This is a genomic window from Peribacillus sp. NPDC097225, from assembly GCF_044761955.1.
Lineage (GTDB): Bacteria > Bacillota > Bacilli > Bacillales > DSM-1321 > Peribacillus.
Genome location: NZ_JBIWDJ010000010.1, coordinates 41,651 through 62,356 on the forward strand (window position 1 = coordinate 41,651; position 20,706 = coordinate 62,356).

The window sequence follows — 20,706 nt, forward strand, 5'->3', positions numbered from 1 at the left end:
CCTACTATGAGTGAAGCGATCGTAATGCCTAAATTAGGAATGACCATGACAGAAGGCACAATTGTGGAATGGTATAAAGAAGTGGGAGACTCAGTTAATAAAGGCGAACCCATTTTAATGATCAGTTCGGAAAAATTAAACCAAGACGTTGAAGCCCCGATAACGGGCGTTTTGTTAACTAAGAATGGTGAAGTGGAAGATGAACTGGAAGTCGGTGCCACGATCGCCGTGATCGGAGACGAGGGAGAAACGATTGTAACGGATGATTTACAGGCCGTTCAATCGGATTCCCCTGCTACCCCTGAAAGTTCGGAGGCTAGTGGTAATACAGCCGTATTAGTGAAAAACGAAGAAAAGACAAGTAAAGGCGACCGGACTTTCATTACTCCACTAGCTAAAAAGATGGCCAACGCTGAGAATTTGGATATTGATTTAATTAAAGGTACCGGTGGCAATGGTAGAATTACCAAACGGGATATTCAGCATGCATTAGCAAGCCGAGTGGACGATACTCCCCCTGCCCCACCTTCACCTACACCGGCAATTGCGGAAAATGTAGGGGAAGGACTTCCTCCAATGCGAAAAGCAATTGCTCGGAATATGCGGAGAAGTTTGGCACAGACGGCACAATTGACTTTACATCGTAAAGCCAATGCAGATCACTTGATCGATTTCCAGAAAGTGTTGAGGAAAGAAATTGAGTCAAGTGAATTAGATGTCAAACTCACTTTAACCGTGTTAATTGCAAGAGCAACTGTACTTGCTTTACAAGAGTTGAAGAAAATGAACTCTCTCTATCATGAAGGCCAATTGACAGAGTTCGATGAGGTTCACCTAGGAATCGCCACTTCGCTAAAAGATGGCTTGTTAGTCCCTGTTATTAAGGATGCCCATCAAAAAACAATCGGCAGCCTAGCGAAAGAAATAAAGGAATTATCGGAAAAAGCCAAAAATGGAGAAGCGGGCGGAGACTTGCTTTCCGGCTCTACATTCACCATTACCAACTTAGGAGCCAGTGGAATCGAATACTTTACACCAATTTTGAATTCGCCAGAAACAGGCATTCTAGGGGTAGGAGCTTTTCAGGATGAACTGACCCTAACAGAAAATGGCACAGTCAAATCGGTTAAGAAAATTCCATTCAGTATAACCTTTGACCATCAAATTCTAGACGGTGCAAGCGCCGCAGAATTCTTAACAATTTTGATTAAATATATTGAATCTCCTTATCTATTAGTTCTTTAAGTTTTAAAAACATATAAAAATGTTTTCCAATTTCATCTTATCCCCTTCCATTTTCCCTATGGACCGGTGATGAAGCATAAAAGAGAAGCTGACCATAAAAGGTCAGCTTCTTGTACTTTTAGTGAATCGTCTTTACTAGATCTTTCATTTCTAAAAGTTGTTTTTGTTGAGTCGTGATGATGTTTTGGAGAATGGTTTTCAGTTCGGCATTTTGTGTATACTTCAAGATACTCTGGGACATTTTGATGGCACCTTCATGATGCGGAATCATTTCTTCCAGGAAGTCTTGATCGATATTCCCCGTTGGTTTGGCCTCTTCCATTGAGGCAATCATCGTTTTATAAATCGTTTGATAAGCTTTTAAGTAGGCGGCTTCTGCCTTCTGGTTTACTTGCGGATTCGTTTTTATTTTATTTCTAAGAGCTTCCATTTTCCCTATACCGGCAAGCTGATCTCGTATGATGTTTGCAGCTATCAGCTTGACCTGTTCATCATGGCCATATTTCAAGACATTTTCAGCCATCGATATCGCTGCTTCGTGATGGGGAATCATTTCATATAGAAAATCAAGACTAGGGTCACCTGTCTTAGGTGCTTGCTCCATTCCTTTTTTCATGACTTGCAGGATCCGTTGATAATTATCGTAATACGCTTTTTCCTCTAAACCTACCTCTGCATGTGCCTGAATGCTAAACATGCAGAGTATCAGTGTAAGAAAACCTATAGTGGCTGTTCGAGTACATACCCTCATGATTGTCCCCTCCTATATGTATGCATATTTTTATTTTGCAAAATGGAGGCTTATTTTATTCAAGGTAGAATGGCTTCTTCCATTCAGTCGGGGTCGGTTAAACGCTGGCTCTAGAGTAAATATGGTGTCTAAACTGGACCGAAGAAAAAATAAAGAGGCAGAAATGTCGTTATAACAACATTTCTGCCTCTCACTTCTTAAACGGATTGCTTATGACGGAACTACTTGTTCCTGAACGATAGGGCCGTCTTCCATATAATTAGATTCCCGGTTTAGACGAACTTTTAGGGATTTTTTCATAGTCTGTTGGATTAAGAGTATGAACCGATCCATCTGTCACACCAGAGATTATTCCCATAAGGCCTGTTTCAACCGTTTTCACTAACTGACCTTTCTGTTTTTGCCCAAAGTTTTGTGTTTGTCCACTCACTTCAAATAGAACCGTACCACTTCCATTTAACGCAAACGCTCCTAAAGCAGTACCTGGCAGATCAACGGTTTGATCGTACAGTGAAATATTCGTAAACACAGAATTTCCTTTTGTTTGTAATGCATTATAGGCAGTAAGAGTTAACTGACGGGAGAAATCATATTTAAAGTTATCTGCATACTCTTTATACTTAGCCCCTGCAGGTGTGCTAGGATCGTTGACGAATTTTCCTGATATAGACATCGTCACACGGTCATCCGTTCCTTCGATATACGGGAACCCTTGGTGATGAAGATCGATAAAAACATCCACTTTACCGAATTTCGATTTTAACCCTTTATATATGTCACGTACCGTTTGTGATTCAGGTGTAATGAACCAGCCTGGCTTTTCAGATGCCCCTGGGAAGTCTTGAGGCTGTGGCACATAGTTTAAGTTTGGATTAAAGTCACGATTCACATCAAATCCCGGTTTGCTAGCATAGTCGTCTCCGGATCTTGGAGTCGTGTAATAATTCCAAGTTGGTTTAGCATTCGAGAGTTGTGGGAATTTCCCTACCACCTCTGACCATGTCATCTCATTTCCACGACGATCAAGCTCTGATCCATCTACGTTCATCATTGGTATAGCAACGATTGTTAGTTCATCAAGCATTTTTTTCACATCAGGTGAATTACTTTTACCTAGGTTTTCAAGAATGTTTAATAACGCAACCGTTCCTGTTTTTTCATTTCCATGAATTTCACTTTGGATAAGAACAACTTTTTTACCATGCCCTACCGTCACTTTGTGAATGGAACGACCTTGATTTGTTTGTCCAGCCACTTCCACTTTCACTTTCCCCTTACTCACTTGCTCAAGCTTATTTAACTTTTTTACAAGCTCATCATAATTAAGGAATGCTTCGATAGAAAGATTCGTTCCACCGGTCGGATTTGGTCCTCGTTCAGCGAAGCCGACATTCGGGCCAAGTAATGTTGCAGCTACTATTGTTGAACTTAGAACCTTTATAAACTTCTTTTTCACTTCCATTCCCCTATTCTGAATATTATTTATTAGTTAGTACATTCTATTAATCCCTCATTTTTCCTTTTAAACTATGATAAACACCTAGAAAGACCTACCTGTTTTAACGGCACCTATGTCCTTTTTCACAGAGACTAACTTTTTACGATAAATAAAAAAGAATCCATTTTGAGCAAAGGTTGATCAAAATGGATTCTTATCTATTCATGTTGCGCTTATTTAGTTCGAGCATTTTCCTTACCTGTTTGCTTTTCAATCGTGCATATATGACGAAAATATCCCACCTGTTAGTAGATACCTTAGTTTAGTTTTTAGTAAGGTATTGTTTTACCTTATTCGCATCTTTATAAGGATATTGATATTCAAGATTACTAGCTACTTCAATCGCTACTTGCTCAAACAAGGCAATGGTTTCAAACAATGCATGCCACACCTGTTCATAATCTCCGGTAGGATAGGTTTTCATCAATCTTTTCCACATCTCATTATTAAGATAACGCTTCAAATACTTACTATTTTCCCCTACACTCAAAGAAAAATTTGTTTCTATACCAACTTTCCACTCAAGCATGGTTAGTAACATTTCTCTTACACCGTTTAAGTGGTCATAAGCGTAGAGTATCTCTTGTCTCCATAACCCTTTTGCTACATAAGTGGAAACCCACCAAAATTCATTACAACAATCTGCAAAAAATTCAGCCGAAGGCTTTTTTACCCAGTACTCTTTATCCGTTGGTTCAGAGAGCTTAGGCATATTCCCATCTTTATCTAATAAAATAACGGTTAATCCTTCTTCTAAACAATATTTCTCTTTTTCCTCAATCGGAACCAGCATTAAATCAAGTCGATTACCATCCTCGAATAACATTAAGTAGGTGAATCTCCCATCCAATTCAGGTGGAAACATCACCATATCCTCTGGTGTTTGCATGATAATTCTTTTCCCAAACACATTTACCCAATCAGGATTAAAAAGAAACGATTGTACGTCAGATACAAGATAGACCATATCATAATCTCTTAAAGTATCTTTCGGTACATTAGAATTTGTCCGAGAACCATTCATGGCAACAGCTCTTACTCTCTCATCTCTCTCAGCAACTCGTAATATCAATTCCATCATTTCTTTTTCTGAACGCATTTATTCTCCTCCGACTATTTTATTCTTTATACGCATTCCTTATAGATGGGCCTCACTATTAAAGTACAGGTTAGCAGATTCTAGCCCCCATAACAAAAAAGGCCATCGTCAATCAGAGAGATCTTTCTCTTTTATTAACACGCAAAAGGGCGCGCAAATGATATTAAGGGAGATAGCGAGACTCCAAAAAGTTTAGGACATTCCATTATAAATAAAATGATGAATATTTACGTTCATATACAAAGAAACCTCCTATCAGTTCATTAAACTGATAGGAGACCTTCCACTTAAAAAGCTATTTGGGTAAGCATCATTTCTCATTACCCATTGCTTTATCAAGAAATACAATTTTCCCTGATTGCTGATTAATCCTTCACAATATAACATTTTCGAATCTTGTCGTTGCCTTTAGTCTCCACGTAAACCTTATAAGGTCCCACTTGATATACGTCTGTGGCATTGTTCTTGATTAGTATCTCCTCAGTGAAGTTCTCCGTCGAACCATCGGAATATGACTCTTTAACGCTGATTTTCAGCCTGTTCTGCTTACCATTCAGTTTCCCTACCGTAGCCAACGGCGTCGCCTTGTCGACAGTGACTACCGGCAGCATTGCCGCACCAAGTATTTTGGTGCCATCATAGATAACGACTGCATAATTCGCGCCGGGGTCAACATCGCTGCCTTTAACGCTGATTGTCGCTTTGCCTTTTGCGAATTTCGCGGTAGCTACTGAAACACCATCCTTTACCAATACTGCTTTGGAACCGTCAGGGACATCCGCTGTGACGGGGATTTTGGTGTCACGATCTCTCACGATACGCTCCACCGGTGCTAGGCTAATTTCCACGCCCAGATTGGTTGAGTCTTCGTATAAATAGTTGGACACGTACTCATACAGCTTCACACGACTATTGTCTGCATAATTTTCCAATGGCTCCGTTCCTCCTTGGCCAATGAAACCGTTTTCATTACCATGCAGTGCATAGGTGTAATGGTTGGAACCCGTATGGGAAAATAGTGTCGTCTCACCTGTATCGGGATCTATGCTGGTATTAAACCATACCGCCCGATCTAGTGCACGATCACCAATAGTTGTGTCTGTCCGTAAAGGAGCCGTATCGTCATTGCTCAAATCCCGCCACAAAATAGTGGGGGCGACAAGTCCGCCGTGAACTAGACTCAACATTGTGTATCCCTTGTATCCCTTCGCTTTTGTGTATGGTCCCGGGTCGGGGCTGGCACTCTCTTTAAAGATAAATCTCATATTATCCTGAATCTGCTTCGGCTCTTTAATAATGTCGTCCTCTATCGTGACAGGAGTACCCGCAATACCTCGTTTGGGGGTGGTCACACCGCCAGTGGCCGGGATAGATGGTACATTCCTATTGGTCAGGGCCAAGCTTGAGTTGGATGAGACAACGATATATGTCTTACCGGATTCAATCGTTTTGGCCAATCTCCAAAAATTTTCCGGAACATTGAAGTCTGTAACACGCGCTGGAATAATGGGAACCCAGTTTTGATCCCAAAGAGATTTCTTCAAGGTCATTGTTTTCAAATCATCAGCGTCTATACTTTTATCTGTTTGAATAGTGAGCGTGCCACCTGTATGTTTTGGTAAGGGCTTAAATTCCTTACTGTTGAGCATGGCTTGCTTACCGTTGTCCTTATTATAGAACGCCTGAAATAATTTGAGTTTACTTTTACCATCACTAAAGCGGATATTGACGGAGGAGCGGAAGCCCGTATCCGTATAGTTTTGGTCCTTCTCCCATTCAGCGGTCATATGCCCGAAGTGTATTATATACTTCGTTGATCTATTCGGGTTTTCCTTCCTGGCTATCTCTACCGTCGCCACGGCTGGCTTCCCGTTGCTCACCGCTCCACTTGCAGGGTCGAGCTTAACTTTGACGTCAACTTCATCGTTGTCGTATTGATGTGCGACATTGGAAGCGGAGAAGTCAATGTTTGATACGCTCTTTGGTACGTTAACATCCAATTTGGTTTTACCCTCGACATTGAAAACATCATCCCCGAATTTAAATGAGGTGAGCTTTGGCGGCAACTCATCAAGTCCTAGATAGGCCTCCGGATTTATTATGGCCCAATACGCTTCTTTAGGGGCACGCTTGGAGTCGAATGGCAACGGGTAACCCGTGCTGCGCCAGCTGTTATTATCGGCCACACCCCAGAATGTAACACGTTCTATATTATCGGAATACTTCTTATATAACATGAACAGCTTGGCGTACAATACCGCTTGCTCCTTCAATTGCTCTTTGGTAGGCGGAACCTCGGATGAAGTACCGTTAAATTGTACGTCGAGTTCAGTTATACTAATCTCCAACCCGGTTTCACTATATATCTTTAATACTTCCTCTAAATTATCCACATTGAGTCTGAGGTTGTAATGCCCTTGTATCCCGATGCCCTCAATCAGTTTCCTGCCATTTGCCTCAGGGTGTTCATTCGCATATTTTTGGTTGAGTTCCTTGGCCATTGAGGCAATAGCGATTGCTTTGTTGGGGATTTCTTCGTCGTTAAAATCATTGTAGTAGAGAATGGCGTCCGGATCAGCCTCACGCGCGAACAAGAAGGAATCATAGATATAATCCCAACCATTTCCGCCGTTAGCGTAAGCATCAAACCATCTTGATGGACGTTCTATTGGATTAATGTCAGAGCGAAGCGCCTTCCGCCAGTCGGTCGGGTTTTCTGGATTATCCCTCATTGCTTCGTTAACAACGTCCCAGGTGTCGAGCTTATAAGAGCCCTGACTATAGTGCCCGGCGATTGTCGATATATACTTTTGTAAGCTCGCCCGGGCCTCGGTATAATTCAGACCAGCAGGCGGCCAGCCAGCCGACTGATTATGCCACGCCAACGCGTGTCCAATCGTATAGAAACCGTCAGCATTAACTTGGGTTAACAATTTGTCGGCTGTTGTGAATGAAGGTTCGCTAGTTGCATTGGGCCAAATGGAGTCCGGTTTCGTAGCATTTTCAGGCGTCAGCGCATTATAGTGGAATTTCATAAAATCATACTTCGCTGAATCGGTTAAGTCGCCCGGACTTACAGTATTCCCAATAAGGAAATAGTCTTTGTAGACATCTTTCAGTGACACGACCTCTGCCTTTGAAGCATCCTTAACCTCAGCCGCTGAAGCATGGTTTACCTGCATTGCGGTATCGATAAAAAAAATTATGGTAAAAGCCAGCGTTAAAAAATACGTCAGAAGCTTTCTAGCTTTTCTCTTCAAAAAATCATTCCTTTCATAATTTAAATTTCTCTTTTTTTATTCTCCATTACCCCAAGTAGCCAAATAGTCGATACATGACATGACATGTCCTTTGCCTCTTTGTGGTCCCCTATTTTGCTCTGCATGATAGACAGTTCCATGACAGGTTCTACATTAAATTAACGGACTAGCTTCATCTCCTCTACTGTTATTTCTAGTTTATCTTGTTAACTCACATGCAAATGGTAGTATTTGACATAATAAAGTTAATCCCTTTCTTTTACCAAAAATAATAAATAAAAAAAGGAAGGCCTCCCATCAGTTCAGTAAACTGATGGGAGGCCTTCCTTTTTAAAATGGCGACTCCTACTCGGATCGTTCAAGTTTAGATGGTTTTCGTTGTCCATGATTCTACGTCCCAAATATCTGTTACTACGTCTTGGTAAAAATCAGGTTCATGAGAGATAAGGACTACGCTTCCCTTATACGATTTCAAAGCTCGTTTTAGCTCAGCTTTTGCATCTTTATCCAAATGGTTGGTTGGCTCATCAAAAACAAGGATATTGCTTTCTTGGTTAAGGAGTTTGCATAACCGGACTTTCGATTGCTCTCCACCACTTAATACGGATATTTTACTTTCAATATGTTTTCTAGTTAACCCACATCTCGCAAGAGCAGCGCGTACCTGTCCTTGGCTTAACTGAGGAAACGTATTCGATATTTCTTCGATGCACGTGTTTTGATTTTTCGTTTTCACTTCTTGTTCAAAATATCCAATATACTGATGTTCACCGCGTTCAAGTGAACCAGAAAGAGATCTTATTTCTCCGAGCATGCTACGAAGGAGTGTAGTCTTACCAATCCCATTTGCTCCAACTAAAGCTACTTTTTGTCCACGCTCTATATAAAGATTTAACGGCTTTGAAAGTGGCTCATCGTATCCAATGACAAATTCTTTCGTCTCAACAATTAATTTACCTGAGGTCCTTGCTTCTTTAAAGTTGAAATCAGGTTTTGGTCGTTCCTGTGCTATTTCAATAACATCCATTTTATCGAGTTTTTTCTGTCTCGACATGGCAAGGCTGCTGGTAGATGCCCTTGCCTTATTACGAGCTACAAAATCTTTTAAACTAGCAATTTCTGATTGTTGTCTCTTAAAGGCAGCTTCAACTTGTATTTTTTTAGCTTCATAGGCAATAAGGAAATGGTTGTAATCACCCACGTAGCGATTTAATTTCTGATTTTCTAAATGGTAGATCACATTTGCAACGCTATTAAGAAATGGAATATCATGAGAAATTAATAAAAAAGCGTTATCGTATTCTTGCAGGTAACGTCTTAACCACTCAATGTGTTGTTCGTCTAAATAGTTTGTAGGCTCATCTAAAAGAAGAATATCTGGTTTCTCAAGTAAAAGCTTAGCTAATAAAACCTTCGTTCGTTGCCCACCGCTTAAATCATTAACATCTTTTTCTAATCCTATACCATCAAGTCCAAGGCCACGTGCCACTTCGTCTACCTTAGAATCAATAATATAGAAATCATTATTTGTTAATATGTCCTGTAATGTCCCAACTTCCTCTAACAACTTTTCCATTTCTTCAGGTGTAACATCTGAAATCTTTTCATAAATGGTATTAATATTCGTTTCAACGTCAAAGAGATATTGAAAAGCCGTTTTTAATACGTCACGGATTGATATTCCCTTTTGTAAAACCGTATGTTGATCAAGATAACCGACTCGTTGGTGCTTTGACCACTCTATTTTTCCATCGTCAGGCTGAAGTTTCCCTGTAATGATATTCATAAACGTCGATTTACCTTCGCCATTTGCCCCAATTAAAGCTATATGTTCACCTTTTAACAAGCGGAAGGAAACATTATCAAAAATCGTACGATCGCCAAAACCATGGTTTAGGTCTGTAACCGTTAATACACTCATATATTTAACCTCATTTAAATTTTATTTTGTTTCGTTTAGTTTTAGGAAATAATTATAAAATCGTTCATCTGATTTTTATAGTTCAATATTGAACTATAACATAGAAAATGGAATAGTCGTATGGGATAAATTTGAAAAAAAGGGATGGGTGTATACTAATCTTGTTAAATCCTTCAAAGGAGTATTTATATGAATCAGAAATAATTGGAAGAAAAAATCATCGAAAACTGCCAAGGTCAAGAAAAGATGATGATCCTCGTCTTTTCGCAGTGGTGCATCAATCATGATCTCGAACCTGGCATTGAGCCATCGAATTAACCGTAACAAAAGATGAAGCCGGTGAAGTATCGGATGAAACCATTATGGGGGTATAATCCTTATTCGGAAATGATGATCTTGCTTTTGTCGTGACAGAGGAAATACAAAAGAGGAAAAATAAAGATAAAGACGAAATACGTTGTTTCAATATTGTTTTCGCATATACGGCTTGATGCCCTCTCTTAGCTGAGGCAGGGGTAAGTCTTTCACAAATAATGAAACGATTCTGGCACAAGAATGAAGACATGTTTATCTTCATGTGAAAAAAGAGGCTTCCCAAAAAGTTCAAAGAACTCATGGAAAACCTCTTTTTCAGATCTTATTCAGGAAAACATTACTATTTTCACTGAATTTCAAGCGGAGTTATTACATCATGCCGCCCATTCCGCCCATGTCAGGCATTCCCATTCCGCCGCCAGCGCCAGCAGGTTCTGGTTTATCAGCAACAACTGCTTCTGTTGTTAAGAACATAGCAGCCACGGATCCAGCGTTTTGTAGAGCTGAACGAGTTACTTTAGTAGGATCGACGATACCCGCTTCGATCATGTTCACCCATTCTCCAGTAGCGGCATTGAAGCCAGTACCGATTGCTTCGCCTTTAAGGCGTTCTACGATTACAGATCCTTCAAGTCCAGCATTGTGAGCGATTTGGCGAATCGGCTCTTCGATTGCACGAAGAACGATTTTCACGCCTGTTGCTACGTCGCCTTCTGCTTCGATTTCTGCCACTTTATTGTATACGTTTAGAAGAGCTGTACCACCACCGGCTACGATTCCTTCTTCAACAGCAGCACGAGTAGAGTTCAATGCATCTTCAATACGAAGTTTACGTTCTTTAAGTTCTGTTTCAGTAGCTGCTCCGACTTTGATTACTGCTACTCCACCAGCTAATTTAGCAAGGCGTTCTTGTAGTTTTTCGCGGTCGAATTCAGAAGTTGTTTCTTCTAATTGAACACGGATTTGGTTTACACGAGCTTGAATTTGAGCTGTGTCTCCAGCACCTTCAACGATTGTTGTGTTCTCTTTTGTAACAACGACTTTAGAAGCACGTCCTAAAGAATCGATTGTTGCAGATTTAAGGTCAAGGCCGATTTCTTCCGTGATCAATTCGCCGCCTGTTAGAGCTGCGATGTCTTCAAGCATAGCTTTACGACGGTCACCGAATCCAGGAGCTTTAACTGCCACTGCATTGAATGTTCCACGAAGTTTGTTCACAACAAGAGTTGCAAGTGCTTCGCCTTCCACGTCTTCAGAAATCAATAATAGTGGTTTTCCTTGTTGTACAACTTGCTCAAGTACAGGAAGGATTTCTTGAAGGTTCGTGATTTTTTTATCAGTGATTAAGATATATGGATTTTCAAGAATCGCTTCCATTTTATCTGAATCAGTTACCATGTATGGAGATGCATATCCGCGATCGAATTGCATACCTTCTACTACGTCCAATTCAGTTGTGAAGCCTTTTGATTCTTCGATTGTGATAACGCCGTCGTTACCTACACGTTCCATAGCTTCTGCAATCAATTGTCCTACTTCTTCATCAGCTGAAGAGATAGCAGCAACTTGTGCAATCGATTCTTTGTTTTCAACAGGTTGAGAAATGGCTTTTAATTCTGCAATCGCAGTATTAACCGCTTTTTCCATCCCTTTACGGATACCCATTGGGTTAGCACCAGCTGTTACGTTCTTAAGACCTTCACGGATCATTGCTTGCGCAAGAACCGTTGCAGTAGTCGTTCCGTCACCAGCTACGTCATTTGTTTTGCTTGCTACTTCAGCAACCAATTTCGCACCCATGTTTTCGAAAGCATCTTCTAATTCGATTTCTTTAGCGATTGTTACACCGTCATTGGTAATAAGCGGTGAACCGAATTTTTTCTCCAGAACCACGTTACGTCCTTTTGGTCCAAGCGTTACTTTTACTGCATCTGCAAGAGCGTCAACGCCACGAAGCATTGAACGGCGAGCTTCTTCACTAAATTTAATTTCTTTAGCCATGTATAAGTACCTCCCTAATCATTTTAAGAAAAATTTTCGTTCAGTTAAGTATGATGTATAATTAGCCAATGATAGCTAAGATATCGCTTTCACGTAAGATTAAGTATTCATTATTTTCGTATTTAACTTCAGTACCAGCATATTTTGAGAAGATAATTAGATCGCCTTGGGCAACCTCTAAAGCAACACGTTCGCCATTTTCAAGGACACGGCCTGTACCAACCGCTACGACTTTACCTTCTTGTGGCTTTTCTTTTGCAGTATCAGGAAGAACAATACCGCTTGCCGTTTTTTCTTCAGATTGAACTAATTCAATAATAACGCGATCACCTAATGGTTTTAACAAGTGAAACAACCTCCTCATTTTCTCTTAAATCAATTGCCTGATTTATTAGCACTCATCAACACCGAGTGCTAACACATTTATAATATTAAATAAATCGAGCCCTTTTTGCAAGTATCTTGTTGAATTTTTTTTATTAATTTCTGATAAATTTCGGGTATACTACTCTAGGATAATGATTCCTAAAATGTTTTTTGGAAATGTTCTCTTTTTATATACCTATAAGTGGTGTTATGGGCTGTTTTTTGATACCCTTTTTATATACGTTTATAGATTGTCCCCATGTCAGGACTCTAAAAAAATGGCGGACTTAATTAAAGGAGTTTTCATTTTTGAAAAAAGAATATTGGTTCGTCATCATTACTTACATTGCCATGCAATTATCGGGTATTGTCGGAATGCCGATTTTCACGGTGATTGGTTCTGCAATGGGCATACCAAGTGATGAGCTCGAAGTTAAATCGGCCGCTTACTGGATCGTCTTCAGTTTTCTTGCAGCACTAATAGTGATTCTATTCTTGTTGCGAAAAGATATGAAGGAAAATACTGAGCTTACACAGACTTCGGTTCCCGTGTCCTTCCTATGGGCAATAGCGGGTGTCTTCCTAGCCTTTTTCGCTCAAAATATAGCTGGGAACATCGAACAAATGCTTGGGGTGGAGACTGAATCTGAAAATACTCAAAATCTGGTTTCACTCATTTATAAAGTTCCGATGGTCATATTCGTTACCTCTGTGATCGGTCCTATTTTGGAAGAAATCATTTTCAGGAAAATTATTTTCGGATCGCTTTATAAACGCTTTAATTTCTTCATTTCGGCTTTACTCAGCTCGGTTATTTTCGGCTTGGCACACGGTGAACTCGAACATCTTCTTTTATATGCAGCAATGGGCTTCACTTTTGCCTTCCTATATGCCAAAACGGGCCGTATTCTCGTATCCATAGCCGCACATGTCGCTATGAATACCCTTGTTGTCATTATCCAGGTGGTATATAGAGAAGATATCGAGAAATTGTCAGATACTGCACAAGCCTTTATCGGAGGTTTATTATGAAACGTCAGTCACCTTTATTCATCGGAATCGTATACGCAGGCTTGGGCATTCTCTTTACAACGATTGCCGTCCAGACAGTCAATTCTTCCGGATGGGGATTTTTCGCCTATATCCTTGTATTGATTGCGACTCTTGACTTGGGATCCGGGATCCGTATGATTCTCATCCACTTTAAGATAAAGTCTATACAAAAGAATAACAAAAAATAAAAAACACGCTGCATAATCGCAGCGTGTTTTTATTCTTCTAGAACAGCTTCTTCTACTACAGGATAGTGCTTTAAAAAGTAGATCAGCGATTGAAGCTCAACCGCCAGATCAATATGATGAACCCTTATGGATGGGGGTACAGTCAGCCTGGCTGGAGTGAAATTCAGTATCCCTTTTATATCGGCCTGAACCAAACGATCGGTTATCGTCTGGGCCTCTTGGGCAGGGACCGTCAAAATCGCTACCGTAATATTGTTTTCCTGCAAAAGTGTGTCTATTTCGTTCATATGATAGATCGGCACATCAGCGATGGTCTTTCCGACCTTGTCTTCAGAAACTTCAAATGCCATTTCAATTTTTGTATTATTGTTTTTCATGAAATTGTAATTTAAAAAGGCAGTCCCTAAATTCCCCACTCCAATCAAGGCTACTTTTGTCAGTTCATCTTGATCCAATGTTTTTCTGAAGAAAGACAATAAATAATTGACATTATAGCCGTAGCCCTTCTTTCCAAGTGCTCCAAAGTAGGAAAAATCGCGGCGGATCGTTGCTGAATCTACCTTTACAGCTTCACTCAGCTCAGCTGAGGAAACTCTTTGTTTACCTGAGGAATGTAAGTTTTTTAAAAATCGATAATACAAGGGCAACCTTTTAGCCGTTGCTTGCGGTATCTTTGGGTCATGGTTCATTGTTCTTCCCCGCCTTTATACATGCTTTTAAAATGATTACATTTGATTTAGCTGCCTTTTGTAATCACTGCTGGACACGCCACCTGTTTTCTCCACTAAAAATGTAGGCCCGATAATCATTCCTTTATCCAGTGCCTTACACATGTCGTAAACCGTTAATGCGGTTGCAGATGCTGCTGTTAACGCTTCCATTTCAACACCTGTACTACCCTTTGTCTTAACCTGTGTTTCAATTTTAAGCCGGTACCCTTTTTCTTCTTTTTCCCAATCAAAAGCTATATTGACCCCTTGTAGGGAAATGGGGTGACACATCGGAATGATATTGGATGTATTTTTGCTGGCCATGATGCCTGCAACCTGTGCTACCGCCAATACATCACCTTTTTTCATTTGTTGATTCGTGATTTTTTCATATATTTCTTCGTTCAATAAGATGCTGGATTGAGCTGTTGCCGTCCGGATTGTCTCTGGCTTCGTGCTCACATCAACCATTTTGGCTCTGCCTTGTTCATTAAAATGCGTTAAATCGCTCATAAAATTACCCCTCCTAAATCATACACTATTATCCTACATTATGTAACAGCTTGTTTTTCACCTTTAAAACCAAAGCTGTTGCCGTTAAATACTATAATACGTTACACTAACAATAATCAATTGAGGTGAAATCCATGATTCTATTACAAATCAATCAACTATCGAAATATTATGGTGCTGAGCTAATCTTATCAAATATGAAGCTTGAAGTTCAAAATAAAGACCGGATTGCCCTAGTCGGTCGAAATGGAGCAGGAAAGTCGACCTTGCTAAAAATTATAGCCGGTCAAATTTCTCATGATGGTGGCGAAATCATCAAGCCAAAAGACATTACAATCGGTTATATGGCCCAGGATACTGGATTGGAATCCGAACTATCCATTTGGGACGAAATGCTGACTGTATTCGAAAAACTGATTGGACAAGAAAAAGAACTACGGCGACTCGAGGCTGCCATGGCCGACCCCGCAACATTTGAAGATGAAATACGTTACCAAAAGGTGTTAAGTGAATATGATGCCCTCCAGGTTACATTCAAAGAACAGGGCGGGTATCAATATGAAGCGGATATCCGCTCTGTCTTACATGGTCTCCAATTTGGAGATTTTGATCATTCCACTTTAATTTCCACATTGAGCGGTGGTCAAAAGACACGCCTTGCCTTGGGGAAATTACTTTTAAAGAAACCTGATATTTTAATACTGGATGAGCCTACAAACCATCTGGATATCGAGACACTCTCTTGGCTTGAACAATATTTGCAAAGCTATCAGGGTGCAGTACTTATTGTGTCCCATGATCGCTATTTTCTTGATAAAGTTGTCAATCAGGTCTATGAAATTTCAAGGAATAACATGAAAAAGTACTATGGAAATTACAGCTCCTACTTGGAAAGAAGAGCAGAAGACTATGAACGTGAAATGAAACAATTCGAGAAACAGCAAGGGGAAATAGAAAAACTGCGAGATTTTGTCCAACGTAATATAACTAGGGCATCGACGACCAAAAGAGCCCAAAGCCGTCGTAAACAGCTGGAAAAGATGGACGTATTGGACAAGCCTCAGGGTGATGAGAAATCCGCCAATTTTTCCTTTCAAATAGAAAAACAAAGTGGCAATGAAGTGCTTCATCTTCAAAACTTGGCCATCGGCTATGCGGGGGAAGCAGTGTCTCAAAACATTAACTCCCGGATGACAAAAGGCGAAAGCATTGCCCTCGTCGGACCGAATGGTGTCGGTAAATCTACATTATTGAAAACCGTCATTTCAAAGCTCCCTCCGATTTCCGGGGAATTCCGCTTTGGAACCAATGTCGAGGTCAGTTATTACGATCAAGAACAAGCCAATCTCATTTCTAATAAACGCGTCCTGAATGAAATATGGGATGATTACCCGACTAAACCGGAGAAAGATATCCGGACAGTGCTCGGCAATTTCCTTTTTAGCGGGGACGATGTGTTGAAAACCGTTTCGACTTTGAGCGGTGGGGAAAAGGCTCGCCTTGCTTTAGCGAAAATGATGATGGAAAAGGGAAACTTTTTGATTCTGGATGAACCGACTAACCATTTGGACCTGGAGAGCAAGTTAGTCCTTGAAAATGCTTTGATCGATTATCCTGGAACCATTCTTGTTGTCTCGCATGACCGTTACTTCATTAATCGAATCGCTACAAAAATCATAGAGCTATCCAAGGACGGCAATGAAGAATTCCTCGGGGATTATGATTACTATGTAGAGAAAAAACAAGAGCAAGCTGAAATTGAAGCCCTTGAACAACAGGGTAAGGCAAATACAGTAGAAATAAAGGTCGAAAAAACAAATTATAAACTGGATAAAGAAACGAAAAAAGCAGAACGGCAACGCAAACGTCGAATCGAAGAGATTGAATCGGCGATGGAATTGCTGGAAACAGAAATTACCGAATATAATGAGCTTCTATGTGACCCAGCGGTTTTCCAAGACCATGAAAAAGTGATGGACATACAGACGAAACTGGACAAGGCACAAGAAACATTAGATCAGTATCTGGAAGAATGGGCCGAATTAGAAGAGTAAGATGAAGGCTGGGTCATGTGACTCAGTCTTTTTCTTATGAAGCAATAAGTTATCCACAGTCTTATACACATAACAAGCACGACTGAATCAACATTATTTTAGTTTACCCACACTATCCACAAAAATTTATCCACTTATCCACAAAATTACTATTTATACACAGGTGTTTTGAATAGTGAAAAAATTTTATCCACAAAATAAGCATGATTTGTAAAAAACAGAAAAACAAGATACCAAAGTTCGGTATCCTGCCTTCATTAGAAAACTTCTATATCCAACCCAGGATTTCCGTTCAAATCTAGTCCTGAGCGTTTTCCCTTTTCAAACATGATGCTGCCTGCAGCACCGATCATCGCCGCGTTATCCGTACAAAGATGCAAGGGTGGAATGACCAGGTCCATTGACAAACCTGAAAAAGCATCCGTAAGAGCATTTCTGAGCCCTTTATTGGCAGCAACTCCTCCAGCAAGTAATACCTGTTTCACTTCATATTCCTTGGCAGCCTTGACGGCCTTCTTCACAAGAACCTCAATAACACTCGCCTGGAAGCTTGCCGCTAAGTCCTGCGGCTCAATATTTTCGCCACGTTGTTCTGCATTATGCAAGGTATTAATGACAGCTGATTTCAAGCCGCTGAAAGAAAAGTCATAGCTTCCTTCTTCTAACCAAGCCCTTGGCAGTTTCAAAGATGGTGTCCCCTCATGAGCAAGTCTATCGATATGTGGACCCCCAGGATACGGAAGCCCCAGTGTTCTTGCGACTTTATCGTAAGCCTCGCCTGCCGCGTCATCTCTTGTTTCCCCAATTACTTTAAAGGAACCAGGCTCAGTCAATAACACCAATTCGGTATGTCCACCTGATACGACTAAAGAAAGGGCAGGATACTGTATTTCTTGTACCAGTCTATTCGCATATATATGTCCTGCAATATGGTGCGTTCCCACAAGAGGGATTCCATGCGCGAAAGCAATGGCTTTGGCTGCATTAACGCCTATTAACAAGGCTCCTACTAACCCTGGGCCTTCAGTGACAGCTATGGCATCCAAATCCTCATATGTCACACCAGCTTGAAGCAGGGCCTCCTCCAATACGATGGTGATCTGCTCAACATGATGACGAGACGCTATTTCCGGAACGACACCACCAAACCGTTTATGGCTTTCTATTTGTGAAGCCACAACATTGCTTACTATCTCTGTTCCATTCTTAATGACGGCTGCAGCTGTCTCATCGCAGCTCGTTTCAATACCCAATATCAATTGATCTTTTTTCATCTGAAATTCACCCACATAACATAAGCATCTTCTTGATTATCTGTATAATATCTTTTCCTTATTCCACCCTTTTGAAAGCCCAGTTTTTCATAGAGGGAAATGGCTACAGCATTGCTGACCCGAACCTCTAGCGTCATCCGGACCACCCCCATGCTGATCGAGATTTCTATCATTTTTCTTAGCAGGGCTTCACCAAGCTTTTGCCCTCGATACTCGGGTAAAATGGCGATATTGGTAATATGCGATTCATCAATGACAATCCAGGCCCCGCAATAACCGGCAATTTTCCCCTCATCTTCAATAACCATATAAACAGCATATTCATTATGATTCAGTTCATTAAAGAAAGCTTCCCGGCTCCAAGGCAAAGTGAAGGACTGTTTTTCCACGTTCAAAACTTGCTCGATATCTTCCGTTTTCATCTTACGAAACGTCATTGTTTTGCTCATCATAATCGGTCGCTTTCCTTTTATTTTATTTACCCTGCTGTTCAAGCCACTTTGCTTCGGCTTCAGCCATACGAATATAGTTGGGAACGAAGTGGTGTATATCGACTTCATCCTTATTCAAACCAATAAAAGCAAGTTCGCTTGGTCTCGCATTATACAACTGTACAGGAGCAAAGACAGCTAAATCCCCCAGTACTTCTGTAATGGCCTCACGATGAATCTCCACGTCCTGGCCAACAAACAATACTGGTCGATTGTATTCCTTTACCTTCATCGCCCATTCAGAGCTTAGAATATTACAATCTTCCGTGACCGTTTTTAACGTGCCATGATCAAATTCATATAAACCTGTATATACCTGGCCACGTCTAGCATCGAACAATGGGGAAACCAAACCATCAAAATAACGGCCATTCGCTGCTAGCACTTCTAAACTAGAAACAGCGGATAATGGAACATTCAGTGTCCAGGCCAATGTTTTTGCTATCGTTACGCCAATTCTAACTCCTGTATAAGATCCAGGACCCTGAGCGACAACGATTTTCGTCAGCTCTTTAGGAGACGTATCACAGTCCTTCAATAAAGACTCGATTGCAGGCATCACCCGAACGGAATGGTTCTTCTTTAAATTCGTCGTGTACTCTCCGATCACTTGGGTACCATTTATTAAAGCAACCCCTAAAGTAAAGTTCGATGTATCTATCGCTAAAACCTTCATGAAATTATCTCCTTACATAACATAACATACCGTTCGCCATGAGCTTCCAAAACAAATCGGCGACTCGTATCACCAAGACGATAAATATTAATGGTCAGAATGTCCTCGGGGAGTTGGTCTTTTATTAAATGGGCCCATTCCACGACTGTCACACCATCGCCATCAAAATATTCATCAAAACCTAAATCCTCTTCTGACTCTCCTACCCGATATACATCCATATGATATAAGGGTAAGCGACCGTTGTATTCCTTTATAATCGTAAAGGTAGGGCTATTCACCGTACGTGAGACCCCTAATCCCTTAGCAAGACCTTTAGTAAATGCAGTTTTCCCTGCCCCTAAATCTCCCTCTAAAGCCAGTACATCGCCACTGCGAAGCCTCTTAGCCAATTCCTGCGCAAACTGTGCCGTCTCTTCCTCATTTTCAGAAATCCATTCGAAATGTTGCATATATCCGTCACCTTTATCATTCAATTAAGTAATTGATCCCCAGTTAAAAAAGGGCTAAATTCTACCTATAAAAAACGCATTCATTCACCATTGATTAAAAAAAAGATTCTATATGTAGTGTACCTTGTTTCAAAAGAAGAAACAAATAAGTTATGGATATTATAAGATGAAAATCCGGTAAAACAAAAAAAACGAAACAAAGGTTTCGTTTTTTTCATGATTGCGGGGACAGGATTTGAACCTGCGACCTCCGGGTTATGAGCCCGACGAGCTACCGGACTGCTCTACCCCGCGACGGTATGAATGATACATTTATATAAAAAGTACAGCTTGGCGACGTCCTACTCTCACAGGGGGAAACCCCCAACTACCATTGGCGCTGAAGAGCTTAACTGCCGTGTTCGGAATGGGAACGGGTGTGACCTCTTCGCTATCGCCACCAAACATTATACTTTTTCTTTAAGACTTATATTATTATAATACAAATCGTTCTGATAAGCAAGGAATTTCTTTTCCTTTTTTAAAGAGATGGATTAATAAAACATAACATTAATTATAGTATGGCTTATTTCACAAAAAAATATTCAATTGATTCGTAAAAATAAAAAAACGAAACATCGTTTCGTTTTTTTCATGATTGCGGGGACAGGATTTGAACCTGCGACCTCCGGGTTATGAGCCCGACGAGCTACCGGACTGCTCTACCCCGCGACGGTATGAATGGTACATTTATTATAAAGTATAGCTTGGCGGCGTCCTACTCTCACAGGGGGAAACCCCCAACTACCATCGGCGCTGAAGAGCTTAACTGCCGTGTTCGGAATGGGAACGGGTGTGAC

The 20,706-nt window shown here is 40.7% G+C and carries 17 protein-coding genes, 2 tRNA genes, 2 rRNA genes and 1 pseudogene; 5 read left to right on the forward strand and 17 right to left on the reverse strand.

Annotation, left to right across the window (positions count from 1 at the left end):
- Nucleotides 1-6 precede the first annotated feature (6 nt).
- Entirely contained in the window at nt 7-1,245 is a 1,239-nt protein-coding gene (locus ACIQXH_RS18780; RefSeq protein ID WP_403125284.1) for a dihydrolipoamide acetyltransferase family protein, read from the forward strand.
- A gap of 118 nt (nt 1,246-1,363) precedes the next feature.
- Here ACIQXH_RS18780 and ACIQXH_RS18785 read toward each other — a convergent pair whose 3' ends face one another.
- From ACIQXH_RS18785 to ACIQXH_RS18805, 5 genes are all read right to left on the reverse strand, one after another.
- Nucleotides 1,364-1,996 (reverse strand): DUF305 domain-containing protein, encoded by a 633-nt coding sequence (locus ACIQXH_RS18785; RefSeq protein WP_402959457.1) that lies wholly within the window; start codon nt 1,994-1,996, stop codon nt 1,364-1,366.
- Nucleotides 1,997-2,255: 259 nt separating this feature from the next.
- Nucleotides 2,256-3,452 (reverse strand): M14 family zinc carboxypeptidase, encoded by a 1,197-nt coding sequence (locus ACIQXH_RS18790; RefSeq protein ID WP_402959455.1) that lies wholly within the window; start codon nt 3,450-3,452, stop codon nt 2,256-2,258.
- Between the two features lie 304 nt (nt 3,453-3,756).
- Nucleotides 3,757-4,593: an aminoglycoside 6-adenylyltransferase gene (locus ACIQXH_RS18795; protein WP_402875493.1), complete on the reverse strand. Its 837-nt coding sequence runs from the start codon at nt 4,591-4,593 to the stop codon at nt 3,757-3,759.
- Between the two features lie 365 nt (nt 4,594-4,958).
- Nucleotides 4,959-7,853: an endo-1,4-beta-xylanase gene (locus tag ACIQXH_RS18800; RefSeq protein WP_403125286.1), complete on the reverse strand. Its 2,895-nt coding sequence runs from the start codon at nt 7,851-7,853 to the stop codon at nt 4,959-4,961.
- 364 nt (nt 7,854-8,217) lie between these two features.
- A complete protein-coding gene (locus tag ACIQXH_RS18805; RefSeq protein ID WP_402875489.1) occupies nt 8,218-9,774 on the reverse strand; it encodes an ABC-F family ATP-binding cassette domain-containing protein in 1,557 nt (518 codons plus the stop codon).
- Between the two features lie 246 nt (nt 9,775-10,020).
- Here ACIQXH_RS18805 and ACIQXH_RS18810 point away from each other — a divergent pair.
- Nucleotides 10,021-10,265, forward strand: a pseudogene (locus ACIQXH_RS18810) (hypothetical protein).
- Between the two features lie 193 nt (nt 10,266-10,458).
- On the opposite strand, the gene groL reads toward ACIQXH_RS18810, so the two are convergent.
- Together groL and groES are read right to left on the reverse strand one after the other, a co-directional pair.
- Nucleotides 10,459-12,090: a chaperonin GroEL gene (groL, locus tag ACIQXH_RS18815; protein WP_402959449.1), complete on the reverse strand. Its 1,632-nt coding sequence runs from the start codon at nt 12,088-12,090 to the stop codon at nt 10,459-10,461.
- Between the two features lie 61 nt (nt 12,091-12,151).
- Nucleotides 12,152-12,436, reverse strand: coding sequence for a co-chaperone GroES (groES, locus tag ACIQXH_RS18820; protein WP_402875451.1), 285 nt, complete (start codon nt 12,434-12,436; stop codon nt 12,152-12,154).
- A 329-nt stretch (nt 12,437-12,765) separates the two neighbouring features.
- Here groES and ACIQXH_RS18825 point away from each other — a divergent pair, with 329 nt between their 5' ends.
- Both ACIQXH_RS18825 and ACIQXH_RS18830 read left to right on the forward strand, forming a co-directional pair.
- Complete coding sequence (locus ACIQXH_RS18825) at nt 12,766-13,488, forward strand: CPBP family intramembrane glutamic endopeptidase (protein WP_402959447.1); 723 nt, start codon at nt 12,766-12,768, stop codon at nt 13,486-13,488.
- Entirely contained in the window at nt 13,485-13,697 is a 213-nt protein-coding gene (locus tag ACIQXH_RS18830; RefSeq protein WP_402875447.1) for a YdiK family protein, read from the forward strand. Before ACIQXH_RS18825 ends, ACIQXH_RS18830 begins: the two co-directional genes overlap by 4 nt.
- Before the next feature lie 29 nt (nt 13,698-13,726).
- Here the strand turns inward: ACIQXH_RS18830 and ACIQXH_RS18835 are convergent, their stop codons facing one another.
- Both ACIQXH_RS18835 and moaC read right to left on the reverse strand, forming a co-directional pair.
- Nucleotides 13,727-14,386, reverse strand: coding sequence for a redox-sensing transcriptional repressor Rex (locus ACIQXH_RS18835; protein WP_402875445.1), 660 nt, complete (start codon nt 14,384-14,386; stop codon nt 13,727-13,729).
- A 36-nt stretch (nt 14,387-14,422) separates the two neighbouring features.
- Nucleotides 14,423-14,920 carry a cyclic pyranopterin monophosphate synthase MoaC gene (gene moaC, locus ACIQXH_RS18840; RefSeq protein WP_402875444.1) on the reverse strand — a complete coding sequence of 166 codons (498 nt, stop codon included), beginning with the start codon at nt 14,918-14,920 and terminating at the stop codon, nt 14,423-14,425.
- Nucleotides 14,921-15,054: 134 nt separating this feature from the next.
- Between moaC and ACIQXH_RS18845 the strand changes: the two genes are divergently transcribed.
- Nucleotides 15,055-16,974, forward strand: coding sequence for an ABC-F family ATP-binding cassette domain-containing protein (locus ACIQXH_RS18845; protein WP_403125289.1), 1,920 nt, complete (start codon nt 15,055-15,057; stop codon nt 16,972-16,974).
- A 257-nt stretch (nt 16,975-17,231) separates the two neighbouring features.
- On the opposite strand, the gene tsaD is transcribed toward ACIQXH_RS18845, so the two are convergent.
- From tsaD to rrf (ACIQXH_RS18885), 8 genes are all read right to left on the reverse strand, one after another.
- Nucleotides 17,232-18,248 (reverse strand): tRNA (adenosine(37)-N6)-threonylcarbamoyltransferase complex transferase subunit TsaD, encoded by a 1,017-nt coding sequence (gene tsaD / locus ACIQXH_RS18850; RefSeq protein ID WP_402875442.1) that lies wholly within the window; start codon nt 18,246-18,248, stop codon nt 17,232-17,234.
- On the reverse strand, nt 18,245-18,697 hold the full coding sequence (gene rimI / locus ACIQXH_RS18855) for a ribosomal protein S18-alanine N-acetyltransferase (RefSeq protein ID WP_402959490.1): 453 nt from the start codon (nt 18,695-18,697) through the stop codon (nt 18,245-18,247). Before rimI ends, tsaD begins: the two co-directional genes overlap by 4 nt.
- 25 nt (nt 18,698-18,722) lie before the next feature.
- Nucleotides 18,723-19,415: a tRNA (adenosine(37)-N6)-threonylcarbamoyltransferase complex dimerization subunit type 1 TsaB gene (gene tsaB, locus ACIQXH_RS18860; RefSeq protein WP_402959443.1), complete on the reverse strand. Its 693-nt coding sequence runs from the start codon at nt 19,413-19,415 to the stop codon at nt 18,723-18,725.
- Complete coding sequence (tsaE, locus tag ACIQXH_RS18865) at nt 19,412-19,867, reverse strand: tRNA (adenosine(37)-N6)-threonylcarbamoyltransferase complex ATPase subunit type 1 TsaE (protein WP_402875439.1); 456 nt, start codon at nt 19,865-19,867, stop codon at nt 19,412-19,414. The genes tsaB and tsaE overlap by 4 nt, the downstream gene beginning before the upstream one ends.
- A gap of 220 nt (nt 19,868-20,087) precedes the next feature.
- A tRNA-Met gene (locus ACIQXH_RS18870) sits at nt 20,088-20,161 on the reverse strand.
- A 34-nt stretch (nt 20,162-20,195) separates the two neighbouring features.
- Nucleotides 20,196-20,311: ribosomal RNA gene (gene rrf / locus ACIQXH_RS18875) — 5S ribosomal RNA — on the reverse strand.
- A 193-nt stretch (nt 20,312-20,504) separates the two neighbouring features.
- A tRNA-Met gene (locus ACIQXH_RS18880) sits at nt 20,505-20,578 on the reverse strand.
- Nucleotides 20,579-20,611: 33 nt separating this feature from the next.
- Nucleotides 20,612-20,706: ribosomal RNA gene (rrf, locus tag ACIQXH_RS18885) — 5S ribosomal RNA — on the reverse strand; the annotation flags it as partial.